The organism is Mesorhizobium sp. ISC11 (assembly GCF_037162595.1).
In the GTDB taxonomy this organism is placed as follows: domain Bacteria; phylum Pseudomonadota; class Alphaproteobacteria; order Rhizobiales; family Rhizobiaceae; genus Mesorhizobium; species Mesorhizobium ciceri.
The window spans coordinates 4,906,024-4,929,975 of the sequence record NZ_JAVSPW010000001.1 but is presented as its reverse complement, the minus strand read 5'-3'; the positions used below and the strand labels follow the sequence as shown (position 1 = coordinate 4,929,975).

Here is a 23,952-nt window from a genome sequence, read left to right as displayed (position 1 = left end):
AAATTATCTGAGTCGAATTTGAGGCCGCCTGGCTCAGGCCGACTTGAAGCGCGCCATCAGTTCGGCACGGCCGGGGTCGGTCAACGTTGCCGCCGCGCCGAATTCCAGCGGCGTCAACAGGTCGGCTGCCGGATAGAGGATCGGGTTGTCGAGCACCTCCTTGGGCAGCAGCTTGTTGACGCGCGCATCGGTCGACGGCGCACCATTGGCCAAATGCTCCTTCACCGCCACCTGCGGATTCATCAGGTAGTTGAGCAGCGCGTAACCGGCGGGCTTGTTCGGCGCGTCTTTCGGAATGGCATAGAAATCGGTCCAGATCTCGCCGCCTTCCTTGCCCAGCACATAGGCGATCTCGGGAATGTCGCGATGCAGCTGCGCGCCGTCATTCGTCCAGCACATGGTCATCCACGCGTCGCCGGCGCGCATCCCCGGCTGGTAGTCGGAGGAGACCGCGAACAGATGCGGCTTGACCTTCAGCAGCAGTTCCTCCGCCTTGGCCAGTTCGTCCTGCTTGAGCGAATTGAACGAGTAGCCGTAATATTTCAGTGCATTGCCGATCGTGGTCAGCTGGTAGTCATGCACCATGGTACGGCTGTCGCCTTCCGCCATGGCGGTGTCCCAGAACTCCTTCCAGCTCGTCATCGGCTTGGTCAGCTTCTTGGTGTTGACGGCAAAGCCGGTGGTGCCCCAGTTCTTCGGCACGGCGTAGATCGTCCCATCGATCGTGCCCTCCGAGGTGAAGCGCGGATCCTCTTGCGAGCCGTCGAAATTCGGCAGCTTCGCCATCTCCAGCGGCTCGATGATGCCGAGCTTCTTGTAGGTCGAGATCGTGTAATTGGTCGGCACGAACAGGCTCCAGCCCGAGGCGCCGGCCTGCAGCTTGGCCAGCATCTCCTCATTGGAGCCGAACACGTTGACCTCGACGGCGACGCCGGTGTCCTTCTTGAAGTTCTCGAAGGTCGCCGGGTCATGATAGTTCGGCCAGGTGGCGATCGACATGCGATCGCCAAGGCTTTCCGCGGCAAAGGCCGGTGTCGGCATGATGCCGATCTCGCGCGCCATCACCGCAGTGGCAATGCCAAGGCCGGTGAGACCGAGAAAGTCGCGGCGGCCGATCGAGCCGCGCTTCAAACGCATCAGCTGGTCGACGAAATTCTCGGGGCTTATCGGCAGTCCGTCACGATATGATTTCGACATGTTTATCTACCCTCTGGTTGGCCCCGTTGTTCTTGGTCTCCGCAAACGCCAGCGGCGTTCCGGAGGCAAAGCCGATGGCGACGGGTTCACCCGGCTTGAAGAGATTGCCGTGACCGATCAGGTGATCGGCTTTGGCCAGCAGCGTTCCGATGCCCTTGACCTCGATCGCATATTCCGCCGTCGAGCCCAGGAATATCCGGTTGCGGACGATGCCCTTGAATGGGCCGCTTGCCTGGGCGCCGAGACTGAGCGACTCAGGACGCAGGCTGACCGAAACGACCTCGCCCTGCTGCAGGGCGGTCCGTTTGCGCGCCGCAATGACGGTGCCGTCGGCAAGCGCCACCTCCACCAGATCGCCCGAATGCCCGGCGACAGTACCGCTCAAGAGATTGGTCTTGCCGACGAAATCGGCAACAAACAGGTCGGCCGGTTCGTCATAGATCTCGCTCGGCTGCCCGAGCTGGACGATGCGGCCGCCATTCATGACGCAGACGAAATCGCTCATCGACAGCGCTTCCTCCTGGTCGTGCGTGACCAGCACGAAGGTGATGCCGATCTCGCGCTGCAGGTTCTGCAGCTCGATCTGCATGTCGGTGCGCAGCTTCTTGTCGAGCGCCGCCAGCGGCTCATCGAGCAAGAGCACCGCCGGCTTGTTGACCAGGGCGCGGGCAAGCGCCACACGCTGCTGCTGGCCGCCCGACAGTTCGTGGATCTTGCGGCGGCCATAGCCGGCGAGCCGCACCATTTCGAGCGCCTCGCCCGCCCTCGAGGCGATCTCGCGCGAAGACAGCCTTGGCCGCGCCTGGCGCAGCCCATAGGCGACATTGTCCTCGACATCGAGATGCGGAAACAGCGCGTATTGCTGGAACACCATGTTGACCGGCCGCCGGTAGGGCGGCGTGCCGGCCATGTCCTGGCCGCGAATGAACACCTGGCCTTCGCTCGGCTGTTCGAAGCCGCCGATCATGCGCAGGCAGGTGGTCTTGCCGCAGCCGGAGGGACCGAGCAGCGCGACAAAGGCGGAGGGCGGGACAGCGAGATCGATGCCGCTGACCGCGGTCACCGCGCCATAGCGCTTGGTGACGCCGCGAAACTCGATGTCGGGCACTGCGGTCAACGCTGATGGCTCCAGCAACAGGGCAATATCGGAACGCTACCAGAGCCAATGGCGGCTAGTATATACCTCTCAGGTGGTATATCTGGTCTATTTTCTCGTTTAAGGGGGTAGCATTGTCCCGCAGCGACGAATACAGCCGGCTCGCCACGCTCGTCGCGACGACGCGGGAGACCAGCGGCGATCTCTTTGGCCAGGCGCTGGTCGAGTGGCTGCGGCAGCACGTTAGATTCGATCACTGCGTGATCTTCGGCTATCGCGGCGCCTCGCGCCCGCCGCTGCTGTTCGAGACCTTCTCGCCCACCGAGAGCCATGTGTTCGTCGCGCTCTATCAGGAAGGGCCGTATCTGCTCGATCCGTTCCATCACGCTGCGGTCGAGCGCAAGGAAGGGTTCTGGCGCATGCGCGAGCTGGCGCCGGACCGTTTCTATGCCAGCGAGTATTTCCGCTCCTATTACAGCCAGACCAGGCTGGCCGAGGAGGTCGGCTTCTTCGTGCCGCTGCCGGGCAAGGATGCGCTGGTGTTGTCGCTGATGCGGCTGCGCGCTTCAGGCCCTTTCGGCACCGCCGATGCCAGATTGCTGCGCGACATGGCTCCCGCGGTGATCAGCTTCATCAGGTTGCGCTGGCCTGCTCTTCCGGCCGACGAAACGGCGGAAGCGAAGCAGGACGAGACGGCCGCTATGGTCAACGAATTCGACCGCGCCCATATCTGGCAGAGCCTGTCGCTGACGCCGCGCGAAAAGCATGTCGTCGACCTGGTGTTGCAGGGGCATTCGACGGAGTCGATCGCCCGCGCCATGCGCATCGTGCCGGGAACCGTGAAGGTCCATCGCCGCAACATCTACCGCAAGCTCAAGATCAAGTCGCAGGCCGGCCTGTTCGCGCGCTTCGTCGAGATCATCGATGCACGGATCCGGTAGGCTCTCTAACCGCCGGCTTCCCAGGACCCGGTCTCGGCCATCCGCTTCAGCAACGGCGCCGGCTTGAACACATCCTTGCCCGTCCGTTGATGCCAGTATTCGAGCCGCTCGATGATCCTGGCCGGACCTTCAAGGCCAACCCAGAACATCGGTCCGCCCTTGCCGATGGGGAAGCCGTAGCCATTGACCCAGACGACATCGATGTCGGACGCACGGGCCGCTATGCCTTCCTCCAGGATCTTGGCGCCCTCGTTGATCAGGGGGTAAAGCGTGCGCTCTACGATTTCCTCCGCACTGATCGCACGCGGTGCGAGACCCTTCTCGGCGGCCTTGTCGCGGATCAGCGCTTCAACCTCGGGATCCGGCACTGGCGTGCGCGCGCCAGCCTCATAGAGATAAAAACCCCGGCCGGTCTTCTGGCCGAAGCGTCCTTGTTCGCACAGCGTGTCGGCGATCACGGCTTTCTGGCCGCGTGCCTTGCGGTTGCGCCAGCCAATGTCGAGGCCGGCGAGATCGCCCATTTGGAACGGCCCCATCGGCCAGCCGAAATCGGTGAACACCTGGTCGATCTGGCTGGGCGTTGCGCCTTCCAGAAGAAGCGCTTCCGATTCCGAGCCCCGCGCGGCAAGCATGCGGTTGCCGACGAAGCCGTGGCAGACGCCGACCACGACGGCCACCTTGCCGATGCGCCTCGCCAGGTCGACTGATGTCGCCAGCGCATCGGGCGCGGTCTTCTCGGCGCGCACGATCTCCAAGAGCTTCATGACATTGGCCGGCGAAAAGAAATGCAGGCCGAGCACATCCTGCGGCCGCGAGGTCGAGGCAGCGATTTCGTTGATGTCGAGATAGGAGGTGTTGGTGGCCAGGATCGCGCCGGGCCTGGCCACGGCTTCGAGCTTGCCGAACACTTCCTTCTTGACCGCCATGTCCTCGAACACCGCCTCGACGATCAGGTCGCAATCGGCGAGATCGGCATAGTCGGTGGAGCCCTTGAACTGGGCGAGCCGTTGCCGCTTGGCGTCTTCGCTGAGTGAACCCCGCGTGACGGACACCGAGTAGTTCCTGTCGATGGTCGCCAAGCCGCGTTGCAGGGCCTCGTGGCTGGTTTCCAGCAAAATCACGGAATAGCCGCCATTGGCGAAGGCCATGGCAATGCCGCCGCCCATCGTACCGGCACCGATGACGCCGACGCGGGCGATCCTGCGCTTGACGATGTCCTTGCTCGGAAGCTTTGCCGCCTCACGTTCGGCGAAGAACAGATGGCGCTGCGCCCGCGACTGGTCGCTGGCGACCAGTTTGACGAACAGCGCACGCTCTGCCGCCAGCGCCGCATCGAAGGGCAGCGTGACGGCATTGCGCACCGACTGCGCACAAGCGATCGGCGCCTCGAGGCCGCGCGCTTTCCTGGCAAGATCCGCAGCCCCGGCGTCGAACGCCGCGAGATCAGTCTGCTTGAGACCATCATTGCGATCGCGCACCGGCGTGAAGGGACCACCCTTGCGGGCGATTTCCCCAGCGAAGTTCACGGCATGCGTGGTCAGATCGCCTCGAAGACGGCATCGACGAGACCGGCGGCGTGCGCCTCGGTCGCGCCGATCGGCGCACCTGAGACGATCATCTTCAACGCCTTCACCGCGCCGACAAGGCGCGGCAGCCGTACCGTGCCACCGCCACCCGGCAGCAGGCCGAGTTTGACTTCCGGCAGGCCGAGCTTGGCGCCGGCATCGGCAACACGGAAATGGCAGCCCAGCGCCAGCTCCAGCCCGCCACCGAGCGCGGTGCCGTGGATGGCTGCGACCGTCGGCTTGGCGATGGTTTCCAGCGTCGCCACGATGGCGCGCAGTTCGGGCTGCTGCATCGGCTTGCCGAACTCGGTGATGTCGGCGCCGGCGACAAAGGTCCGGCCGGCGCATGCAATGACGATGGCGGCAACCGACGCATCGTCGCGCAATCCGACCAGCGCCTGCATCAGCGGTTCGCGGACATGGAAGCTCAGCGCGTTGACCGGCGGATTGTCGATGGTGACGACGGCAACGTCGCCGTCGCGGCTGACCTTCACAAAATCGGACACGCAAACCTCCCAGCATTATTCAGCGGCCGTGGCCACGCGAACGGGATTTACAGCGCCATAACGTCGAAGGGAACCGGATGTCGGCCTGGCACAATGATTACAGGCCTTGAAGGTGTCTGGGACGACGAAGGCGGAGACTACCGCAGCGCCTTCTGCCCGCCCGCCGCCGTGATCACCCCGACAATGATCAGCCCCGTCAGCAGCAACCGCACCCCGGCGCTCACCCCAAACGTGTTGAGCATGGTCAAAAGCAGCACCAGGAACAAAGCCGCGCCCCAGACGCCGGGGACATTGGCCTTGCCGCCGGCGACCGACGTGCCGCCAATGACGACGACGGCGATCGAGGCCAGCAGGTATTCGTTGCCGATGTCGACATTGGCGCCGCGGAAATAGCCGGCGAGCAGCGCGCCGTCGATGCCGCCGAGCGCGCCCGACAGCGTGTAGGTGAGGAAGCGGATGCGGCCGACATTGACGCCGGCGAGCCAGGCGGCGCGGATGTTCTGCCCGATCGCCAGCACCGAGCGGCCATAGATCATACGCTGCAGCGCGATGGCCGCGCCGACGGTGAACAATACCGTGAGGATCGCCAGCACCGGAATGCCCAGCACCTGCCAGTTGGCGAAATCGGCGAAGCCCGGCGGCGGCTTGATCTGCAGCCCGCGGCCATAGCTGATGTCGATCGACTGGATGATGAAGCTGGCCGATAGCGTGGCGATGATCGGCGGGATGCGCAGCGCCCAGATCAGCAGGTAGTTGGCGGCGCCGATCGCCGCCCCGCAGGCAAGTGCCGCCAAAAGCCCGACCGCGATCATGGAATCGTTGCCGTCCATCACCTTCATCGCGACGGCGCTGGCAAGGCCGATATTGGCCGGCAGCGACAGGTCGACATTGCCTGGTCCCAGCGTGATGACGAACATCTGGCCGACGCCGACAATGACGGTGAATACCGCCAGCGAAAGGGCTGCCGTCACCATGCCACCCCCGCCATAGCCGCCGGTGAAGGCGATCGTCGCCAGCCACACCAGCAGCGCGCCGAGGAACGACCAGATCCAGGGTTTGGTAAGCATCGATCTCACCGATGTCATCGCTCACCTCTCCTTGCGGCTGATCAGCACGCGCGCCGCCAGCACGATGATCAGGATGGCGCCGTTGGCGGCCACCTGCCAGTCGGGCGGGATGTGCATGAAGGTGAGCAGCGGCGAGGCGGCCAGCGCCAGCGTCAGCGCGCCGATCACCGCACCGATCGGCGACACCCGGCCGCCGACGAATTCGCCGCCGCCGAGGATTACGCCGGCGATCGCCAGCAGCGTGTAGCCATTGCCGATATTGGCGTCGGCCGAGGTGGTGATACCGATCAGCGCCATGCCGGACAGCACGCCGAACAGGCCGGCGAGCGCAAACAGCACGATCTTGGTTCGGAGCAGCGACCAGCCGGCGCGACCGAGTGCCGCCGGATTGCCGCCCGAGCCGCGCAAGATCACGCCATAGGAGGTGCGCATCAGGCCGAAATGGACGATGAGGCCAATCAGCAGCGCCGCAATGATCGGGAACGGCACAAAAGGCGGCTTGAACGCCATCAGCCCGAGCAGCCAGTCCGGCGCCTTGCCGCCCGGTTTGGGCAGGACGAGAATCGCGAGCCCCTGCCAGACGAAGCTCATGCCGAGCGTCACCACGATGGACGGCAAATTGCGCAGATGGATCAGTGCGCCGAGCAGCGCATAGACGCCGATCGATCCGAGCAGGATGGCGGCGCCGATGAGCGGCGCGTCCTTCAGCCAGGTCGCGGTGACACAGCCGACGAAGCCGACGAAAGTGCCGATCGACAGGTCGAGCTCGTTTCCGGCAATGACGAACATCTGCGCGATCGTCGCCAGCGCGATCGGGATCGCCAGGTTCAGCATCAGGCTGAAGCCGAAATAGCTGATGGCGCGCGGGTTGAGCCAAGCGATGGCGAGCAGCACCAGCGCCAGCGACAGCGCCGGCAGCAGCCCGCGCAGCAAGCGCGCACGGGCCAGCGCGCCACGTTCGGCGGAAGTCCTGGCAGCGGTGTCGAGGCTGGCGGCCGTCATCTCAGGCCGCATCGCCGAAGGAGGACTGGATGATCTTCTCTTCGGTCAACTCGTCGCGACGCAGATTGGCGACGATGCGGCCGTTCTTGAAGACATAGATGTGGTCGCAATTGTCGAGCTCTTCGGTTTCCGTGGTGTACCAGAGGAAGGTACGGCCGCGGGCAGCCTCCTCGCGCACGAGGTCGTAGACCTCCAGCTTGGTGCCGATGTCGACGCCACGCATCGGGTCGTCCATCAGCACGATCTGTGCATCCGAGCCGAGCGCACGCGCAAACAGCGCCTTCTGCTGGTTGCCGCCCGATAGCGAGAAAATGTTGTTGTTCATATCAGGCGTACGGATGCCGATCTTCTTCTGCCAGAATGCAGCAAGCTCGGCCTCACGCTGCGGCGAGATCAGCAGCCCGCTGCGCAGCCGCGCCAGCGAGCGGATGCCGATGTTCTCAGCAATCGACCATTGCGGAAAGATACCGTCCGACTGGCGGTCGCCGGCGACCAGCGCCACCGGTGCGGTCACCTCGATGCTGGCCCGGGCGCGCGATGCCCCGCTAAAGATCGCCAGCAGCAGGTCGGTCTGGCCATGTCCCGCAAGCCCGGCAAGGCCGATAATCTCACCGGCGCAGGCGACGAGGTCGGTGCCGTCCTTCTGCGCGGCGGGCCGCGCCCGGACCCGCAGCGGACTGGCGGCGGGCTTGGCGGCAGCGATTTCAGCGGCGATCTTCTGGCGCGCCTCCGCGCCGCCCATCGCCGTCACCAGCCGGTCGCGGTCGAATGCATCCGCCGCATCGGCGACAACCACCTTGCCGTCGCGCATCACCACGATGCGGTCGGCGTTGCGCAGCACCTCGCCCAGCACATGCGAGATCAGGATGCAGCTTTTGCCGCCGGCAACGAAGCGGCGCACGAAGGCCAGCAACTGGCCCGCCGTATGCGCGTCGAGCGACGATGTCGGCTCGTCGAGGATGACGAGGTCGAGACGATCCTGCGTGACGGTGAAGGCGCGCGCCACTTCGACCATCTGGCGACGGCCGATCGACAGGTCGCCGACAATGTCCGACGCCGAGATGCTATGACCCGGAAAGATCTCGTCGAGCTTGGCGGCGATCAGCTCGGCCGCCTTGCGCCGCCAGCCGAAGCCACGCAGCGAAGCGTGGTTGATGCGTGTGTTCTCGGCGACGCTGAGATTGGGGCACAGCGACAGCTCCTGGAAGACGCAGCGTATGCCGAGCTGCTGCGCGCGCGACACCGAGTAGTTGTCCTCGATGTCGCCATGCACGCCGATCTGCCCGCTGTCGGGCACCAGCGTGCCCGCCACCATGTGCATCAGCGTCGATTTGCCGGCGCCATTGTGGCCGACGAGCCCGACGCATTCGCCGGGTCCGACGTGAAAATCCACGCCACCCAGCGCGCGAACGGCGCCGAAATGCTTTTCGGCGCCGTTCAGTCTGATGATGTCAGCGTTACCCCTGGGCATGCTCAACGATACTCGCTTGGCGATACGGACGGCAACGCTTGGCCGACACTCACTTGATGTTGGCTTTGATGGCCGCGATCGCGTCTTCCTGCGTGTATTCGTGGCTGGCGACGCCGCCCTTGGGGATCTTTGGCAGCTCGGCCTCGAAATCGTCCTGCGTGAAGGCCAGATACGGCACCAGCAGGTCATGCGGGATGTCGGTGCGGCCGTCGAGCACCTGCTGCGCCACCCAGAAGGCGAGCGACGACACGCCGGGCGCGATCGATGCCGACCAGGTCTGGTAGCCGTCCTTCTCCTTCTGTTCCTTCCACCACTGCAACTCGTCCTGGCGGTTGCCCATGATGATGGTCGGGCGCGGCTTGCCGGCGGCGGCGAAGGCCTGTGCGGCGCCGTAACCGTCGCCGCCCTGATCGACGACGCCGACGATGTCGGGCAGCGACGGCAGGATGGTCGCCACCGCCTTTTGCGCCGTCGTCTGGTCCCAGTCGCCGGTCACCGAACCGACGATCTTGAACTCGGGATGGGCGGCGACGCCTTCGAGGATGCCGGCATGGATGGCATCATCGATCGAGGTGCCGGCAAGGCCGCGGATTTCAAGCAGATTGCCGCCCTTGGGCTGGAACTTGGCCATCTGCTCGACTTCCTGCTTGCCCATGTCCTTGAAGTCGACGACGACGCGGTAGGCGCAAGGCTCGGTCACGGTGCCGTCGAAGGAGACGACGGTGATGCCGGCATCGCAGGCCTGCTTGATGGCGCCGTTGAGCGCATCCGGCGAGGCAGCGTTGATGACGATCGCGTCATAGCCCTGCAGGATCAGGTTCTGCACCTGCGCCGCTTGCGTCGGCACCTCCTTGTCGGCGGTGGTGAAGATGTCGGCCGCGCCGACCACCTTGTCGGCGACTGCCTTTTTGGTGACGATGCCATAGCTGTCGAGCATCGCCTGCCGCCAGGAATTGCCGGCATAATTGTTGGAGAAGGCGATCTTCTTGCCACTGGTGTCGGCCAGCGCCGTGCCCGAAGCGAGCATTGCCGCCAGAGCGCCCAGAACGAACAGTTTCTTCATGTCGTTATCCTCCCAGATGTGTTGACTGCTGCATTCCCACCGGCTTTGACCCCGGCACTCCCAACTCTGATTTGAGCACGGATTGTCGCGAGCTCAAAACAGTCTCAATCCCGGCACGCGCACCCTGAGCCGGTACAGCGACGTCGACGCGGTAATGTAGAGGCTTTGCAAATCGTCGTCGCCGAAGGTGAAATTCGCGCAATCTTCGGGCGTCCGGATGACGCCAAGAATGGTGCCCGACGCGTCGAAAATGTGGATGCCGCCGGGTCCGGTGCAGTAAAGATTGCCGCGGCTGTCGATCTTCATGCCGTCGGGCGCTCCCGGCCCCTCGCCCTCGGTTACTGCCCACACCGCGCCGCCATTGAGGTCGCCATTGGCTTCGACGCCGAACACCCTGATGTGCCCGCGTTCGGTGTCGTTGATGAACAGCCGCGACTCGTCCAGCGAAAAGCACAGCCCGTTCGGCTGCCCGAAATCGTCGGCCAGCAATGTCAGCCGGGCGCCGTCGCCATCGATGCGGTAGACGCCCTGGAACGGCAGCTCCTGCGGGCGTGGCACGCCATAGAACTCCCTCCGGCCATAGCCCGGATCGGTGAAGTAGATCGATCCGCCGGTGGCAACGACGATATCGTTCGGGCTGTTGAGCTGCTTGCCCTGATGATGCGTGGCCAGCACTGTTGCGCTGCCGTTGGGCTCGGCGCGGGTCACGCGGCTTGTTGCGTGCTCGCAGGTGACCAGCCGCCCCTGGCGGTCCAGCGTGTTGCCATTGGCCTTGTGGCTCGGCTCGCGGAACAGCTCGATCTCGCCCTCGGCACTGCGGCGATACATCCGGCTTTCCGGAATGTCGGAGAAGACCAGCCATTTCTCATAGGGATGCCAGACCGGTCCTTCGAGGAAGCCGAAGCCGCTCGCCAGCATTTCGATCGGCGCATCGCCGACGACATCGTCGAAGCCGGACTGACGCGCACGCGCCGGCACCGACATCATCGGCTCCCGGCGCGAACAGCCGTGCTACTCCGCATGGTGACGAATGGCATGAGCGCTTCCCGATACAGTCTTCTTGTTGGGGCAGAGCGTAGGCGCGGTCCCGACGAGCCGATACGGGTCAAAGCGCACGGGCGACTGTGCATTTGCACAGTCGCCCGTGCCTATCGAGCGTAGAATACCGGCGACGTCAGATCAGGGCCGGCGAACACTTCGCAAAAGCGCGGTCAAGGTTGCGCTCGCGCACGCCACCGCCACGAGCACGACAACGCCGGCAGAGTTGGACTCCTGTTGTGTTCGAGCTGAGCCGTGCTGCGCGGGCAGAGGGCTGTGAACCAACCTCTTCAGATCGGACCGGCTGCCGTGCCGAACGGAATAGGCGCGCGTGAACTCGGCGCCGAGGAGGAAAATCTCCGACGAGTAGTAAACCCAGAGCAAAATCACGAGCAGTCCGCCGGCGGCGCCATACGACGACGCAATCGCGCTGGTGCCGATATACCAGCCTATAAGCGATTTTCCCAATGTGAACAGGGCCGCGGTTCCGACAGCGCCGATTGCCACATCGCGCCATTCCAGGGTTCGATCGGGCAAAACCTTGTAAATGGCGGCAAACATCACGGCGATAAGCGCAAACGAAACGACGCCGTTGATCCCGCTGAGTATGATCGTTCCAAACGGCAGATGGGCGTTGATGAAAGCGCCCAGTGCCGAAATCGCAGCGCTTGCGATGAGAGAGACCAGCAACAGGAACCCGAGTGCGGCCACCAACCCCAGACTGGCGGCCCGCGCCCTCACCAGACGCGACAGGGAATTGCCTTGCGGTTCGATCTTCCAGATTGTGTTCAACGACTGCTGCATTTCGCCGAAGACGCCAGACGCGGCCACCAGCAAAGTAACCAGCCCTATGATCGCGGCCCAGGTGCCGTACAGCCTGCCGGATGCACTTTCCAGCGCAGTCTTGAGGAGATCGGCGCTTTCCGGTCCCATCAGCCCTGATATCTGCGCGGACAAGGCCAATTGTGCGGCATCGTGGCCGAAGACGAGACCAGCAATCGCAACCACGATCAGCAAGATCGGCGCCAGCGAGGTGGCGGCATAAAAGGCCATCGCCGCACCATGGCTGAGCGCATTGTCGTCGATGAAACCGACGACGCTTTCGCGCACCAGGTGCCATGAATCTGCAAATGAGGGTCGCACTTCGGATCCGCAGGCGTTGAGTTGGCGTTCACTAGCAATGCGCCGGACCTTCCGATGTTCCGGCTTGTGGCCGCCGCTGTTTCAGTGCTCCGCCAGCCAGGCGTCGAGCCGGTCCTGTTCGCGGCGCAGTGCGTCGATGTTGATCAGGCCGCGCGCCATGGCGAGATAGATCGCCCGCGTCCGCGAGTTGAACACGGAAATATCGCCGGTGCCGTCCTCCGCCGGCACGATGCCGAGCTTGTCGTAGCAGTGCTTGATGCGGCTCTGCGCACCACGGATCGACAGGCCGCGACGTGCCGCGATCGCCCGGTCGGTCAGGCCGAGCGCGATGTCGATCAGGCTTTCATATTCGCCGTCGGTGATGCCCTCGAACTTGTCCTGAACGCGATGCTGGATGCCGCGGATCTCGCGGTCGATGATGCAGTGGCCTTCGCGGAAAACCCCGCGCAGGGCGGACCGCATGCCTTCCTCCGTTGCCGATTTCAGCACATAACCGTAGACAGAGCCGGGCGGGACGATGCGCGCCACGCCGCGCACATAGGCTTCGTCGGCGAAATTCGACCAGAACAGGATGTGCGTGCCGGCGCGGCGGTTCCAGATCGCCCTGGCAACTTCGATTCCCGTCGCCTTCGGCATCTGCAAATCGAGCACGACATGCAGTGGCTCGCGCTCAGTCGCCAGGTTGATGGCGTCCTCGCCGTCGCTCGCTTCGATCACCTCGACGTCACCGGGCCACAATTGCTCCACCGTTCGCCGCGCGAAGCTACGGTGCAGCCCGTCATTCTCGGCGATCATCACAAGCATTACATGGCCTCCGATACGGCGAGTTCGCCAGGCATTGTTGCAGCCGCCGCCAGTTCCCGTGATGGCTGGCGGTCGATCTCGACGACGACACGGGTGCCGCCGTTCTTGCGGCCGGCCTGGCCGATGCGCAGCCGCGCCCCGATAAGGGCTGCCCGCGTGTGCATATGGCCGATGCCGCCATACGCGGCCGGGTCAACGGCGCCGCAGCCCTGGCCGTCATCCGTGACGATCACCCGCAGCACGCTCGCGGTCGACGCCAGCAGCACGTCGATGCGGTGCGGCGCGGCATGGCGAACGGCATTGTTGATCGCTTCCTGCACGATCCGGTAGAGCGCGGTCCGCACTGGCTCCGACAGGCTGTCGGCGCCGCCGTCGCTGGTGTCGGCGATGCGCACGGCGATCGGCGGCTTGGCCCTGGCGACGCTGCGGTTGAGATGCGCCTCGACCGCATCGCGCAGGCCGAACAGTTCAAGCACGCTCGGCCGCATGTCGTCGACGATGTGGCGCAGTTCCGTCAGGCAGCCGGCGACCTCCTTCTCGAGATCGGCAAGCTGTGCTGCCCGCGCCACGCCCTGGCCGCGAAGGGCCGAGAGCTGGCGCGCGATCCGGGCGAGATCGGCAAGCGTCTGGTCGTGCAGGTCCATGGCCATGCGCCGGCGTTCGCGCTCCATGCCTTCGGTCAATTGCGAGGCGCCGACGCGCAGCAGCTCGACGCGGTTTCGCGCCTCGCTCTCGGCCAGCATGGCGCGGCGCGCCTCCTCGGTCTGGATCAGCGCGAAGATGTAGGGCGCGATCAGGTCGGCGCATTGTTGCGCGACCGCGACGTCGGCAAGCGTGTAGCAGTCGACCTCGTGCCGGCTGATGTTGAGCGCGCCGATGATGCCGCCGCGCGCCCTGAGCGGCACGACGATGCGGCTGCGCAGCCTGGCGGCGAAGATCGGACCATCGATAGCGGTGGCGAAATGGAACCGCTCGTCGCTCAGCGCGTCGTCGGCGAGCAGATAGGGGACTTCGCCCCACAGCACCGAGCGGATCGGGCTGACTTCGGTCGGCAGCGGATGCTGGGCAAGCTCGCTCCAGCTGGTGTGGAAGCCGGCTTCGTAACAGGCGTGCCGGCGCCCATCATGCGACAGCACCGCCAGATCCATGTGGTCGTGCGGGATGAGCGAGCCGATCTCGATGGCTGTCGCGCGGAACGCCGTGCCGGGATCGATATGGCCGGCAAGCGCCCGCGATATCGCCAGCAGCCGGTCGATCAGGACCAGGGACACTTCCGCCATTGCTTTCACGATCCTCCCGTGCCGGGAAATAGTGGACGCATGCCGCCGCCGCTGTCAACGACGGCGCCTTTGGTCATAGGAATTTTTTCTTGACTCGGTGACCTCAGCTATGGTACATTTTTGTCCATGGTGCTGATTTGCGCCGGTGACCCGCCGCACTGGCGGGTTTTTCGTTTGCTGCTCCGTCAGCGCAGACGAAAGCTCCGAAGAAACCCGTTAGCCCTAGTTCGTTGCTCTGCCGTCGGCGCCGATCAACTTGCGGTGCAATGATTGTAAAGGGTTCGCGTCCTGGTCTAGGGAGGAGGCCAGGAGACCGAAACAGAATGCCAGTGACGCAAAACGTTGCTCCGGGCGCCCCGGGAATTCCGGCGCGCTGGACGTCAAGCGCCAAGAGCGGCGTCGGAACGTCGCTTTCGCCGGCCGGCCGGATCTGGTTCACGATCAGCCACGGCATCCTCAACGAAATCTACTATTCGCGCGTCGACAGTGCCTGCACCCGCGACCTCGGCCTGATCGTCACCGGCGCCGCCGGCTATTTCTCGGAAGAGAAGCGCGATGCCACGCACAGCATCGAACCGTTCGAGGACGGCGTACCCGCCTACCGGCTGGTCAACACGGCGAACGACGGCGCCTGGCGGATCGAAAAGCGCATCCTCGCCGATCCGGCGCGCCCGGCGCTGCTGCAGGAAATCACCTTCACGGCGCTGAGGGATTATCGCGTCTACGCGCTTCTGGCGCCGCATCTGGTCAATGCCGGCATGGGCAACACCGCCTGGGTCGGCGAGCACGAGGGAAAGCCCGTGCTGTTCGCCTCGGGGCGCGGCTCCTGCCTGGCGCTGGTCTCGTCGCTGCCCTGGCGGACCGGTTCGGCCGGCTATGTCGGTTTTTCCGACGGTTGGCAGCAACTGCACAACACAGGTGAGCTCGATGCTGCATACCAGCGGGCCGAGGACGGCAATGTCGCGCTGACCGGCGAGATCGGCTTTTCCGCGGCCAGGAACAAGGCTTTGCTGGCGCTGGGATTTGGCGCGACGCCCGAGGAGGCTGCGGAACATGCTTTCGCCAGCCTGAAGCAGGGTTTTGAACCCGCGGCGAAATCCTACCTCCAGAACTGGCGCAACTGGCAAAAGGGCCTGCTGCCGCTCGACCGGCACGCGGTGCCCGGGATCAACTTCTATCGCGTCTCGACGGCGGTTCTGGCGACGCACCGGTCGATCGCAATGCCAGGCGCCGCGGTCGCCAGCCTGTCGATCCCGTGGGGCTTCAACAAGGGTGACGACGACCTCGGCGGCTACCATCTGGTCTGGCCGCGCGATCTGGTCGAGACGGCCGGCGGCTTTCTTGCTGCCGGCGACGCCGCCTCGGCGTTGCAAATCCTCGACTATCTCGGCTCCATCCAGCAGCCGGATGGCCACTGGCCGCAGAACGCCTGGCTCGACGGATCGGCCTATTGGCCCGGCATCCAGATGGACGAATGCGCCTTTCCGCTGCTGCTGGCCGAAGCTTTGCACCGCGCCGGCCATTTGCCGCACGCCAGGCTCGCAGTCTTTCTGCCGATGATCGAGCGCGCTGCCGGGTTCGTCGTGCGCAACGGGCCGGTCACCGGCGAGGACCGCTGGGAAGAGGATGCCGGCTACAGCCCGTTCACGCTCGCCGTCGAAATCGCCGCACTGCTTGCCGCAGCCGACCTGCTCGACGCCTGTGGCAAGCCGGACGCGGCGACCTATCTGCGCGAGACATCAGACGTCTGGAACGACCAGGTCGAGCGCTGGACCTACGTCACCGGCACGGCGATCTGCGGTCAAGTCGGCGTCGAAGGCTACTATGTCCGGATCGCACCACCCGACAGCGCCTCGGCCGGTTCGCCGAAGGACGGCTATGTCCCGATCAAGAACCGGCCGCCCGGCGACACCAACCGGCCGGCCGAGCAAATCGTCAGTCCGGATGCGCTTGCACTTGTCCGCTTCGGGCTGCGGGCGGCCGACGACCCGCGCATGATAGACACGGTCAGGGTCATCGACGCGCAATTGCGCTGCGATCTGCCGCAAGGGCCGCTCTGGTATCGCTACAACGGCGACGGCTATGGCGAGCATGAAGATGGCGCACCTTTCGACGGCACCGGCCAGGGTCGCCCCTGGCCGCTGCTGGCCGGCGAACGCGCCCACTATGAGGTGGCGGCCGGGCGTAGGGAAAAGGCAGCCAGCCTGCTGGCAGCGCTGGAAGGCTCGGCCGGACCGGGCGGCCTGTTGCCGGAGCAGGTCTGGGACGGCGCCGATATGCCGGAGCGCGAACTGCTGCACGGCCGCCCCTCGGGCAGCGCCATGCCGCTGGTCTGGGCGCATTCGGAGCATATCAAGCTGTTGCGCTCGCTGCGCGACGGCGCGGTCTTCGACATGCCGCCGCAAGGCGTCAAGCGCTATATCGAGGACAAGACCGTATCGCCGTTCAGGACATGGCGGTTCAACAACAAGATCCGCACGGTCCCGGCCGGCAAGACGCTGCGCGTCGAACTGCTGGCCCCGGCTACAGTCCATTGGAGCACCGACAACTGGGCGACCGCCCACGACAGCCAGACGGTAGAAAACGATTTCGGCATCCATCTTGCAGATCTGCCCGTCTCTGGCCTTCCTAAGGGAAGCACGCTGACCTTCACTTTTTTCTGGCCCGGGGCCGGCGATTGGGAGAATGTCGACTTCTCCGTCATCTCAGGCGACCAGGACAGCCAGCAGACCTTCCCTCGATAACCCCGCAAATCTCCTAGAAAACAGGGACGAAACCATGCAGATCGGAATGATGGGACTGGGCCGGATGGGCGCCAACATGGTCCGGCGCCTGATGCGCGACGGCCACGAATGCGTCGTCTACGACATCAACCCGGCCAGCGTCGCGGCCCTGGTGACCGACGGCGCGTCAGGGGCGGCCTCGATGGAAGAATTCATCGGCAAGCTGGCCAAGCCGCGCTGTGTGTGGCTGATGCTGCCGGCGGCGATCACCGGCAGGATCATCGACCAGGTGGCGGCCCTGATGGAGCCCGGCGACATCGTCATCGACGGCGGCAATTCCTATTATCACGACGCCGTCGACCAGGCCGCGAAACTGGCCGGCAAGGGCATCCATCTTGTCGATGTCGGCACCAGCGGCGGCGTCTGGGGCCTGGAGCGTGGCTACTGCCTGATGATCGGCGGTCCCGACGTGGCGGTGCAGCACCTCGATTCGATCTTCGCCACGCTGGCACCGGGCGCCGATGCCGGCTCCAATCCGTCCAGGGATGCCGGGACCGCGCCCTTCGGCTACCTGCATTGCGGACCGAGCGGCGCCGGCCACTTCGTCAAGATGGTGCACAACGGCATCGAGTATGGCGTCATGGCCGCCTATGCCGAAGGCATGAACATCCTGAAATCGGCCAATGCAGGCAAGCGGCAACGGACGGCGGACGCCGAGACCAGCCCGCTGGAAAACCCGCAATACTATCAGTTCGACATCGACCTTCCCCAGGTGGCCGAGGTCTGGCGGCATGGCAGCGTTATCGGCTCCTGGCTGCTCGACCTGACGGCCGGCGCCTTGAAAAGCGATCCGGGCCTGGTGAATTTCGGCGGCCGCGTTTCGGATTCCGGCGAAGGCCGCTGGACGCTGAAGGCGGCGATCGACACCGGCGTGCCGGCTCCGGTGCTGTCCTCGGCGCTGTTCGACCGCTTCTCCTCGCAGGGCGAATCCGAATTCGCCGACAAGCTGCTCTCCGCCATGCGCTATGCCTTTGGCGGCCATGTCGAGAAGCCGAAGGCCGGCAAGTGAGGACAGCGGGGGAGACACGCGCATGAGCCAGGAACGGTCCGACACGCTGGTGCTCTTCGGGGCCACCGGCGACCTCGCCCACAAGAAGATATTTCCAGCCCTTTACCAGATGGTCGCCAAGGGCACGCTTACCGAACCGGTGATCGGCGTCGCCTTCGATGCCTGGGACCTCAAGCAATTGCAGGCGCGCGCACGTGACGGCATCGTCAATGCGCTCGGCAAGATCGACGAAAAAGCGTTCGCCAAATTTGCCTCGCTGCTGCGCTACGTCAGCGGCGACTACCGTGACGGAGCGACGTTCGAGAAGCTGAAGAGCGCGCTCGGCACCGCACAGCGGCCGCTGCACTACATGGCGGTGCCGCCGACCATGTTCGAGACCGTCGTCCAGGGGCTGGAGCAGTCGGGCACCGCGCATGGCGCGCGGCTGATGGTGGAAAAGCCCTTCGGTCACGATCTGCAATCGGCGCGCTGGCTGAACCGGGTCCTGCATCTGGTGTTCGACGAGCAGTCGATCTTCCGCATCGACCACTACCTGGGCAAGGAAGCGATCCAGAACCTGCTCTATTTCCGCTTCGCCAATTCCCTCCTCGAGCCGATCTGGAACCGCAATTACGTCGAGAGCGTGCAGATCACTATGGCCGAGGATTTCGGCGTCGAGGGACGTGGCCGCTTCTATGACGATGTCGGCTGCATCAGGGACGTCATCGAGAACCATCTGCTCAACATCCTGTTGCTGCTTGCCATGGAGCCGCCTGTCGGCCGCTCCGCCGACGATCTGATCGACGAGAAGGTGCAGGTGCTGCGCGCGATCAGGACGCTGACCAAAGACGATGTCGTGCGCGGCCAGTTCACCGGCTATCTCACTGAACCCGGCGTGGCGCCGAACTCGCCCGTCGAGACCTTCGCGGCGGTGCGTTTCTTCGTCGACACCTGGCGCTGGCAGGACGTGCCGTTTTTCATCCGCGCCGGCAAGAACATGCCGGTGCATGTCACCGAAGTGGTGGTGCGGCTGAAGCGGCCACCGCTCGATGTCTTCGATCCGATCAAGCCCGCCGACCAGAACTACGTCCGCTTCCGCATCGACCCACAGGTGGTGATCGCCATCGGAGCACAGCGCAAGGCGGCGGGCGACGACATGATCGGCGAGCAGGTCGAACTGACGGCGCTCGACGACTCGAAGGGCGACATGCCGCCCTATGAACGCTTGATAGGCGACGCCATGAACGGCAACGGCCAGCTGTTCACCCGCCAGGACGCCAGCGAACTGGCCTGGCGCATCGTCGGCCCGGTGCTTGGCGACACCACGCCGCCGCACCTCTACGAGCCGCTCACATGGGGACCGGCGGACGTCATGGCCGGGTTCGGGCCACCCAATGGCTGGATCGATCCGGTGAAGTGAGAGGAACCACGCGATGGCCAAGGCAGTGAAGCAACCAGCATCGGGCACCGAGACGCCAGATGCTGAAAAGATCGTGCTCACGATCGACATCGGCGGCTCGCACGTCAAGATCCTCACCAGCGCCGGCGGCGCGGAGCGCCGCGCCGATTCGGGGCCGGGGCTGACGCCGCAACAGATGATCGATACCGTGAAGAAGCTCGCCGAAGGCCTGTCCTACGACGTCGTCTCGATGGGCTATCCCGGTCCGGTCAACCACAACAGGCCGCTCGCCGACCCCGCCAATCTCGGCAAGGGCTGGGCTGGATTCGACTTTGCGGGCGCGTTCGGCAAACCGGTGAAAGTGGTCAATGACGCGCTGATGCAGGCCATCGGCAGCTACGAGGGCGGGCGCATGCTGTTCCTCGGGCTCGGCACCGGGCTCGGTGCGGCGATGATTGCCGACAACGTCGCCCAACCGATGGAACTCGCGCATCTGCCCTACAAGAAGGGCAAGAGCTTCGAGGATTATGTCGGCGAACGCGGCCTGGAAAAGCGCGGCAAGAAGAAATGGCGCAAATACGTCTTCGACGTCGTCGACCGGCTCCGTGCCGCCATGCAGCCTGACTATGTCGTCATTGGCGGCGGCAACGTCGACAAGCTCGATGAATTGCCCGCCGACTCCAGGCGCGGCGACAACACACGCGCCTTCGAAGGCGGGTTTCGTTTGTGGCGCGACAAAGCGCTGATAGTCTGATACTGTTATTGTTTAATATAGTTGTTCAAAATAACGTGTGACCTGCCATCAAGTCGTTGCAATACGCAGATTTGCCGACTAGGAATTCCGCGCTACAACAACGCCAATTCGTCCCGTGGACGCACGAAGGACGCCATAGCATTTTGATTTCGCGCATGATCCTTTCCGGAAGTCGAATCCGATTTTCAGGTCATTCGCTGTAGACGGAGAAATAGAGTGACCGACGATAGCAACAGTGCCCGTAAAGACATCGATCTGCTCGAGCTGACCGCCCACATCGTGTCCGCTTACGTCGAGAAGAACCGCTTGCCTGCCTCCGGCCTGGCCGACCTCATCGCCAGCGTCAGCGCGTCGATAAGCGGGCTCGGCAAGCCTGCGGTCCCGGTGGCTGCCCCACTGGTCCCGGCGGTCAATCCCAAGAAGTCGGTGACGCCCGATTTCATCATCTGCCTCGAAGACGGCAAGAAGTTCAAATCGCTGAAGCGTCACATCGGTGTGCATTTCGGCCTGACGCCGGACGCCTATCGCGCCAAATGGGGCTTGCCGTCGGACTATCCGATGGTCGCTCCCAACTACGCGGCCTCGCGTTCGCTGCTGGCGAAGTCGATCGGCCTCGGCCGCAAGGCCGCCCCCGTCAAGGCGCCCGCCAAGGGCAGGAAGGCCAAGGCCTCGGCCTGAACATTCAGTCCTGAGCCAACAGTTAGGACGACTGGAACAGAAGCCTGCCGGCGAATTCGCCTTGGCAGGCTTCCTATTTTTATGGCTTGGATAGGTGGACGGGTTCCTAGAGCAATTCCAGGAAAAGTGTGAAACGGTTTTCCGTCCGGAATGCGTAAAATCTAGGAGTTAGAGCGGGTCGCCGTTTCCGTGAAACGGTGAACTGCTCTCGGGGAGTGAGCCATGAACTACACCAGGATGGTGATCGAGAAAGAGGCACCGGAAGAATACGGCTACGATCGTATCCGCTTCAATCTTTCCGAAAGCTCGATCGCCGACCAGAAGCTCTCCGACATCGGCCTGTCGCTGCCCGATCTCACGCTTTTCTATGGCGAGCATCGCGGCGACAAGCAGTTGCGTGCACTGATATCGGCGCAGGATGCCGGCATTTCGCCGGATGATGTGCTGGTCACCGCCGGTGCCGCGGGCGCGCTGTTCATCATCTCGACCTCGCTTTTGTCGGCCAACGACCATCTCGTCGTCATCAGGCCCAACTACGCCACCAACATCGAAACCCCAAGGGCGATCGGCTGCGCCATCAGCTTTGTCGACCTGGCCTTCGAGGAAGGCTTCGCCATCGATGTCGAACGCGTCAAGGCCGCGATTCGGCCGGACACGAAGCTGATCAGCGTCACCTGCCCGCACAACCCGACCGGCACGATGATGAGCCGAGCCGAGCTCGATGCGCTGGTGGCGCTTGCCGAAAGCAGCAACTGCCGTCTGCTGGTCGACGAGACCTATCGCGACCTCTCCTACGGCAGGCGGCTGCCGACGGCTGCCTCGCTCAGCCCGAAGGCGATCAGCGTCTCGTCATTGTCCAAGGCCTTCGGCATTCCCGGCATCCGCATCGACTGGCTGATCACCAGGGATGCGGTGCTTCAGGAAAAATTCCTCGCCGCCAAGGAGCAGATCGGCATCTGCGGCAGCGTCATCGACGAAGGCATTGCCCGCGGCATGCTCGAGCGCCGGGACGCCTTCCTGGCGACCCTGCTGCCCGAAATGGCCAAGCGCCGCGACATCGTCCAGGCCTGGATCGACCGCGAACCGCTGGTCGACTGGATCAGGCCCGAAGGCGGTGTCGTCGGCTTCCCGCGCCTCGATGTCGAACCCGGCTTCGACCTCGACCGGTTCTATGCGAACCTGCTGGAGAACCATGGAACCTATGTCGGACCCGGCCACTGGTTCGAGATGGAAAAACGCTTCTTCCGCGTCGGCTTCGGCTGGCCGACGGAAGCCGAATTGCGCGGCGGCCTCGACGCCATCTCCGTCGCGCTGCGGCAGTAACTTCCGCGTGCCGGCGATGGAGCAGGCTGAAAATTCCTTGATCCAGCACTGATTCTGACGCATATCCGCGGCGAACTGAGCTAAAAGTTCCGCCAGCCGGACCAGCGCCCATCGTGGAAGTGCCCCGCCAGCTGACGCCACTGCAATGGGGCCTCTTAAATCATGACCGCCGAACAGATATCACCGGACCAGCGCTATGCCGCGTTCCGCCACCGCTCCTTCCTGAGTTATTGGGCGGCGCGTTTCCTCACCACATTCGCCACCATGATCGTGTCCGTCGCGGTCGGCTGGCAGATGTACGATTTGACCCGCGACCCGCTCGATCTCGGCCTGGTCGGCATCGTCCAATTCCTGCCGTCGCTGCTTCTGGTGCTGGTCACCGGCGTCGTCGCCGACCGCTTCGGCCGCCGCCTGATCATGGCGCTGGCGGTCGTGGTGGAGGCGATGTGCGCGCTGGCGCTGCTGTTCCTGGCGCTGCGCGGCATCAGCGGGCCGCTGCCGATCTTCTGCGTGCTTGCCATGTTCGGCGTCGCCCGCGCCTTCTTCGGTCCGGCCTCCGCCTCATTGTTCGCCAATCTGGTGCCGCCTCAGGATTTCGCCAACGCCATCGCCTGGAATTCATCGGCCTGGCAGACGGCGACCATCGTCGGACCCGTCGCCGGCGGCCTGCTCTACGGCGTGTCGCCGGAAGCGGCCTACGGAACCGCCGCTGTCCTGATGCTTGTGTCCGGGCTGCTGATCTTCACCATCCCGAAGCCGTCGCAGCGCACCGAGTCGGACAAGCCGACGATGCAGCACCTGCTCGGCGGGTTCAGCTATATCTGGAGCGAGAAGATCGTGCTCGGCGCCATCTCGCTCGATCTGTTCGCCGTGCTCCTGTCCGGCGCCTCGGCGCTGCTGCCGGTCTATGCGCGCGACATCCTCCAGCTCGGCCCGTGGGGCCTCGGCCTGCTGCGCTCGGCGCCCAGCATCGGCGCCATTTGCGTCGCCATCTGGCTGGCCGGGCATCCACTTCGCAACCACGCGGGCATGATCATGCTGGCCGCCGCAGCCTCGTTCGGCGCCTTCACCGTGGTTTTCGGCCTGTCGACCATCACCTGGCTGTCGATCGTGGCATTGGTCTTCCTTGGCGCCACCGATATGTTCAGCGTCTACATCAGGGAGACGCTGATCCAGCTGTGGACGCCCGACGAGGTGCGCGGCCGCGTCAACGCCGTCAACCAGGTCTTTGTCGGCGCCTCCAACGAGGTCGGCGAATTCCGCGCCGGCACGATGGCCGCGCTGATCGGCACGGTGCCGGCCGTGGTGATCGGCGGCATCGGCGCCATCGCCGTCGCGGGCCTGTGGGTGGTGCTGTTCCCGCAACTGCGCAAGGTGCGCCACCTCAACGGGCGCAACTGATCTTCCCACGGTTGACAGCCGACATGCCTAGCCCATGCCACAGGAGCTCTCATGATCACTTGCTACCTGAAATACGTCATCGACCCCTACAAGCTTACCGAGTTCGAAGATTATGGTCGCCGCTGGATAGCTCTGGTCAACCGCCTCGGCGGAAACCATCACGGCTATTTCCTTCCGAGCGAGGGGGCGAGCAACATCGCCTATGCCATGTTCAGCTTCCCGAGCCTTGCCGACTACGAGGACTATCGCAAACGGATGGCTGCCGACCCGGAATGCCAGGACGTGTTCGAAATGGAAAAACGCAATCGCAGCATTCTCAGCTACGAGCGCAGCTTCCTGCGGCCGGTGCTCGAACCTTAATGCATGTCGCCCAAAAGTGGCCCCGGTTTTGGGAGAACGACATGCATGAAGACAAAGACCTAAAGCGGGTCGCCTGAAATCCGTTCAGACGAC

Annotated in this window: 19 protein-coding genes and 1 pseudogene; 9 read left to right on the top strand and 11 right to left on the bottom strand. The window is 64.3% G+C overall.

Translation table 11 applies throughout. The features are described from left to right. Positions 1-33 precede the first annotated feature (33 nt). The gene (locus RPF88_RS23970; RefSeq protein ID WP_024504752.1) at positions 34-1,197 is read right to left on the bottom strand and encodes an ABC transporter substrate-binding protein; all 1,164 of its coding nucleotides are present in this window, start codon (positions 1,195-1,197) and stop codon (positions 34-36) included. Continuing rightward, positions 1,178-2,314 carry an ABC transporter ATP-binding protein gene (locus tag RPF88_RS23965; protein WP_013528932.1) on the bottom strand — a complete coding sequence of 379 codons (1,137 nt, stop codon included), beginning with the start codon at positions 2,312-2,314 and terminating at the stop codon, positions 1,178-1,180. Before RPF88_RS23965 ends, RPF88_RS23970 begins: the two co-directional genes overlap by 20 nt. A 113-nt stretch (positions 2,315-2,427) precedes the next feature. Here RPF88_RS23965 and RPF88_RS23960 point away from each other — a divergent pair, with 113 nt between their 5' ends. Beyond that, positions 2,428-3,234: a response regulator transcription factor gene (locus RPF88_RS23960; protein ID WP_024504754.1), complete on the top strand. Its 807-nt coding sequence runs from the start codon at positions 2,428-2,430 to the stop codon at positions 3,232-3,234. A gap of 5 nt (positions 3,235-3,239) precedes the next feature. Here RPF88_RS23960 and RPF88_RS23955 read toward each other — a convergent pair. The 9 genes and pseudogenes from RPF88_RS23955 to RPF88_RS23915 form a co-directional block, all read right to left on the bottom strand. Continuing rightward, positions 3,240-5,305 (bottom strand): annotated as a pseudogene (locus RPF88_RS23955) (3-hydroxyacyl-CoA dehydrogenase NAD-binding domain-containing protein). A 137-nt stretch (positions 5,306-5,442) separates the two neighbouring features. Beyond that, positions 5,443-6,390, bottom strand: coding sequence for an ABC transporter permease (locus RPF88_RS23950; RefSeq protein WP_337123321.1), 948 nt, complete (start codon positions 6,388-6,390; stop codon positions 5,443-5,445). 3 nt (positions 6,391-6,393) lie between these two features. Then, a complete protein-coding gene (locus tag RPF88_RS23945; protein WP_024504757.1) occupies positions 6,394-7,374 on the bottom strand; it encodes an ABC transporter permease in 981 nt (326 codons plus the stop codon). A gap of 1 nt (position 7,375) precedes the next feature. Next, positions 7,376-8,845 (bottom strand): sugar ABC transporter ATP-binding protein, encoded by a 1,470-nt coding sequence (locus tag RPF88_RS23940; protein ID WP_127371240.1) that lies wholly within the window; start codon positions 8,843-8,845, stop codon positions 7,376-7,378. 49 nt (positions 8,846-8,894) lie between these two features. After that, positions 8,895-9,908 carry an ABC transporter substrate-binding protein gene (locus RPF88_RS23935; protein WP_127371241.1) on the bottom strand — a complete coding sequence of 338 codons (1,014 nt, stop codon included), beginning with the start codon at positions 9,906-9,908 and terminating at the stop codon, positions 8,895-8,897. A 93-nt stretch (positions 9,909-10,001) separates the two neighbouring features. Continuing rightward, positions 10,002-10,892, bottom strand: coding sequence for an SMP-30/gluconolactonase/LRE family protein (locus tag RPF88_RS23930; RefSeq protein ID WP_127367201.1), 891 nt, complete (start codon positions 10,890-10,892; stop codon positions 10,002-10,004). 195 nt (positions 10,893-11,087) lie between these two features. Further along, on the bottom strand, positions 11,088-12,056 hold the full coding sequence (locus tag RPF88_RS23925; protein ID WP_245268590.1) for a YihY/virulence factor BrkB family protein: 969 nt from the start codon (positions 12,054-12,056) through the stop codon (positions 11,088-11,090). 114 nt (positions 12,057-12,170) lie between these two features. Further along, complete coding sequence (locus RPF88_RS23920; protein WP_337123320.1) at positions 12,171-12,893, bottom strand: response regulator transcription factor; 723 nt, start codon at positions 12,891-12,893, stop codon at positions 12,171-12,173. Next, positions 12,893-14,173 (bottom strand): sensor histidine kinase, encoded by a 1,281-nt coding sequence (locus RPF88_RS23915; protein ID WP_013528922.1) that lies wholly within the window; start codon positions 14,171-14,173, stop codon positions 12,893-12,895. Before RPF88_RS23915 ends, RPF88_RS23920 begins: the two co-directional genes overlap by 1 nt. Before the next feature lie 323 nt (positions 14,174-14,496). On the opposite strand from RPF88_RS23915, the gene RPF88_RS23910 reads away from it, so the two are divergent. From RPF88_RS23910 to RPF88_RS23875, 8 genes are all read left to right on the top strand, one after another. After that, the gene (locus RPF88_RS23910; RefSeq protein ID WP_337123319.1) at positions 14,497-16,917 is read left to right on the top strand and encodes a glucan 1,4-alpha-glucosidase; all 2,421 of its coding nucleotides are present in this window, start codon (positions 14,497-14,499) and stop codon (positions 16,915-16,917) included. Between the two features lie 34 nt (positions 16,918-16,951). After that, positions 16,952-17,965 (top strand): phosphogluconate dehydrogenase (NAD(+)-dependent, decarboxylating), encoded by a 1,014-nt coding sequence (gene gnd / locus RPF88_RS23905; RefSeq protein ID WP_063169509.1) that lies wholly within the window; start codon positions 16,952-16,954, stop codon positions 17,963-17,965. A 22-nt stretch (positions 17,966-17,987) separates the two neighbouring features. Then, positions 17,988-19,364: a glucose-6-phosphate dehydrogenase gene (gene zwf / locus RPF88_RS23900; protein ID WP_013528919.1), complete on the top strand. Its 1,377-nt coding sequence runs from the start codon at positions 17,988-17,990 to the stop codon at positions 19,362-19,364. A 13-nt stretch (positions 19,365-19,377) separates the two neighbouring features. Then, complete coding sequence (locus RPF88_RS23895) at positions 19,378-20,097, top strand: ROK family protein (RefSeq protein ID WP_013528918.1); 720 nt, start codon at positions 19,378-19,380, stop codon at positions 20,095-20,097. A gap of 216 nt (positions 20,098-20,313) precedes the next feature. Further along, positions 20,314-20,775 (top strand): MucR family transcriptional regulator, encoded by a 462-nt coding sequence (locus RPF88_RS23890; RefSeq protein WP_013528917.1) that lies wholly within the window; start codon positions 20,314-20,316, stop codon positions 20,773-20,775. A gap of 222 nt (positions 20,776-20,997) precedes the next feature. Next, positions 20,998-22,098, top strand: coding sequence for a pyridoxal phosphate-dependent aminotransferase (locus RPF88_RS23885; protein WP_337123318.1), 1,101 nt, complete (start codon positions 20,998-21,000; stop codon positions 22,096-22,098). 162 nt (positions 22,099-22,260) lie between these two features. After that, positions 22,261-23,499 (top strand): MFS transporter, encoded by a 1,239-nt coding sequence (locus tag RPF88_RS23880; RefSeq protein WP_013528915.1) that lies wholly within the window; start codon positions 22,261-22,263, stop codon positions 23,497-23,499. Positions 23,500-23,550: 51 nt separating this feature from the next. Beyond that, positions 23,551-23,859: an NIPSNAP family protein gene (locus tag RPF88_RS23875; protein ID WP_013528914.1), complete on the top strand. Its 309-nt coding sequence runs from the start codon at positions 23,551-23,553 to the stop codon at positions 23,857-23,859. Positions 23,860-23,952: the final 93 nt, after the last annotated feature.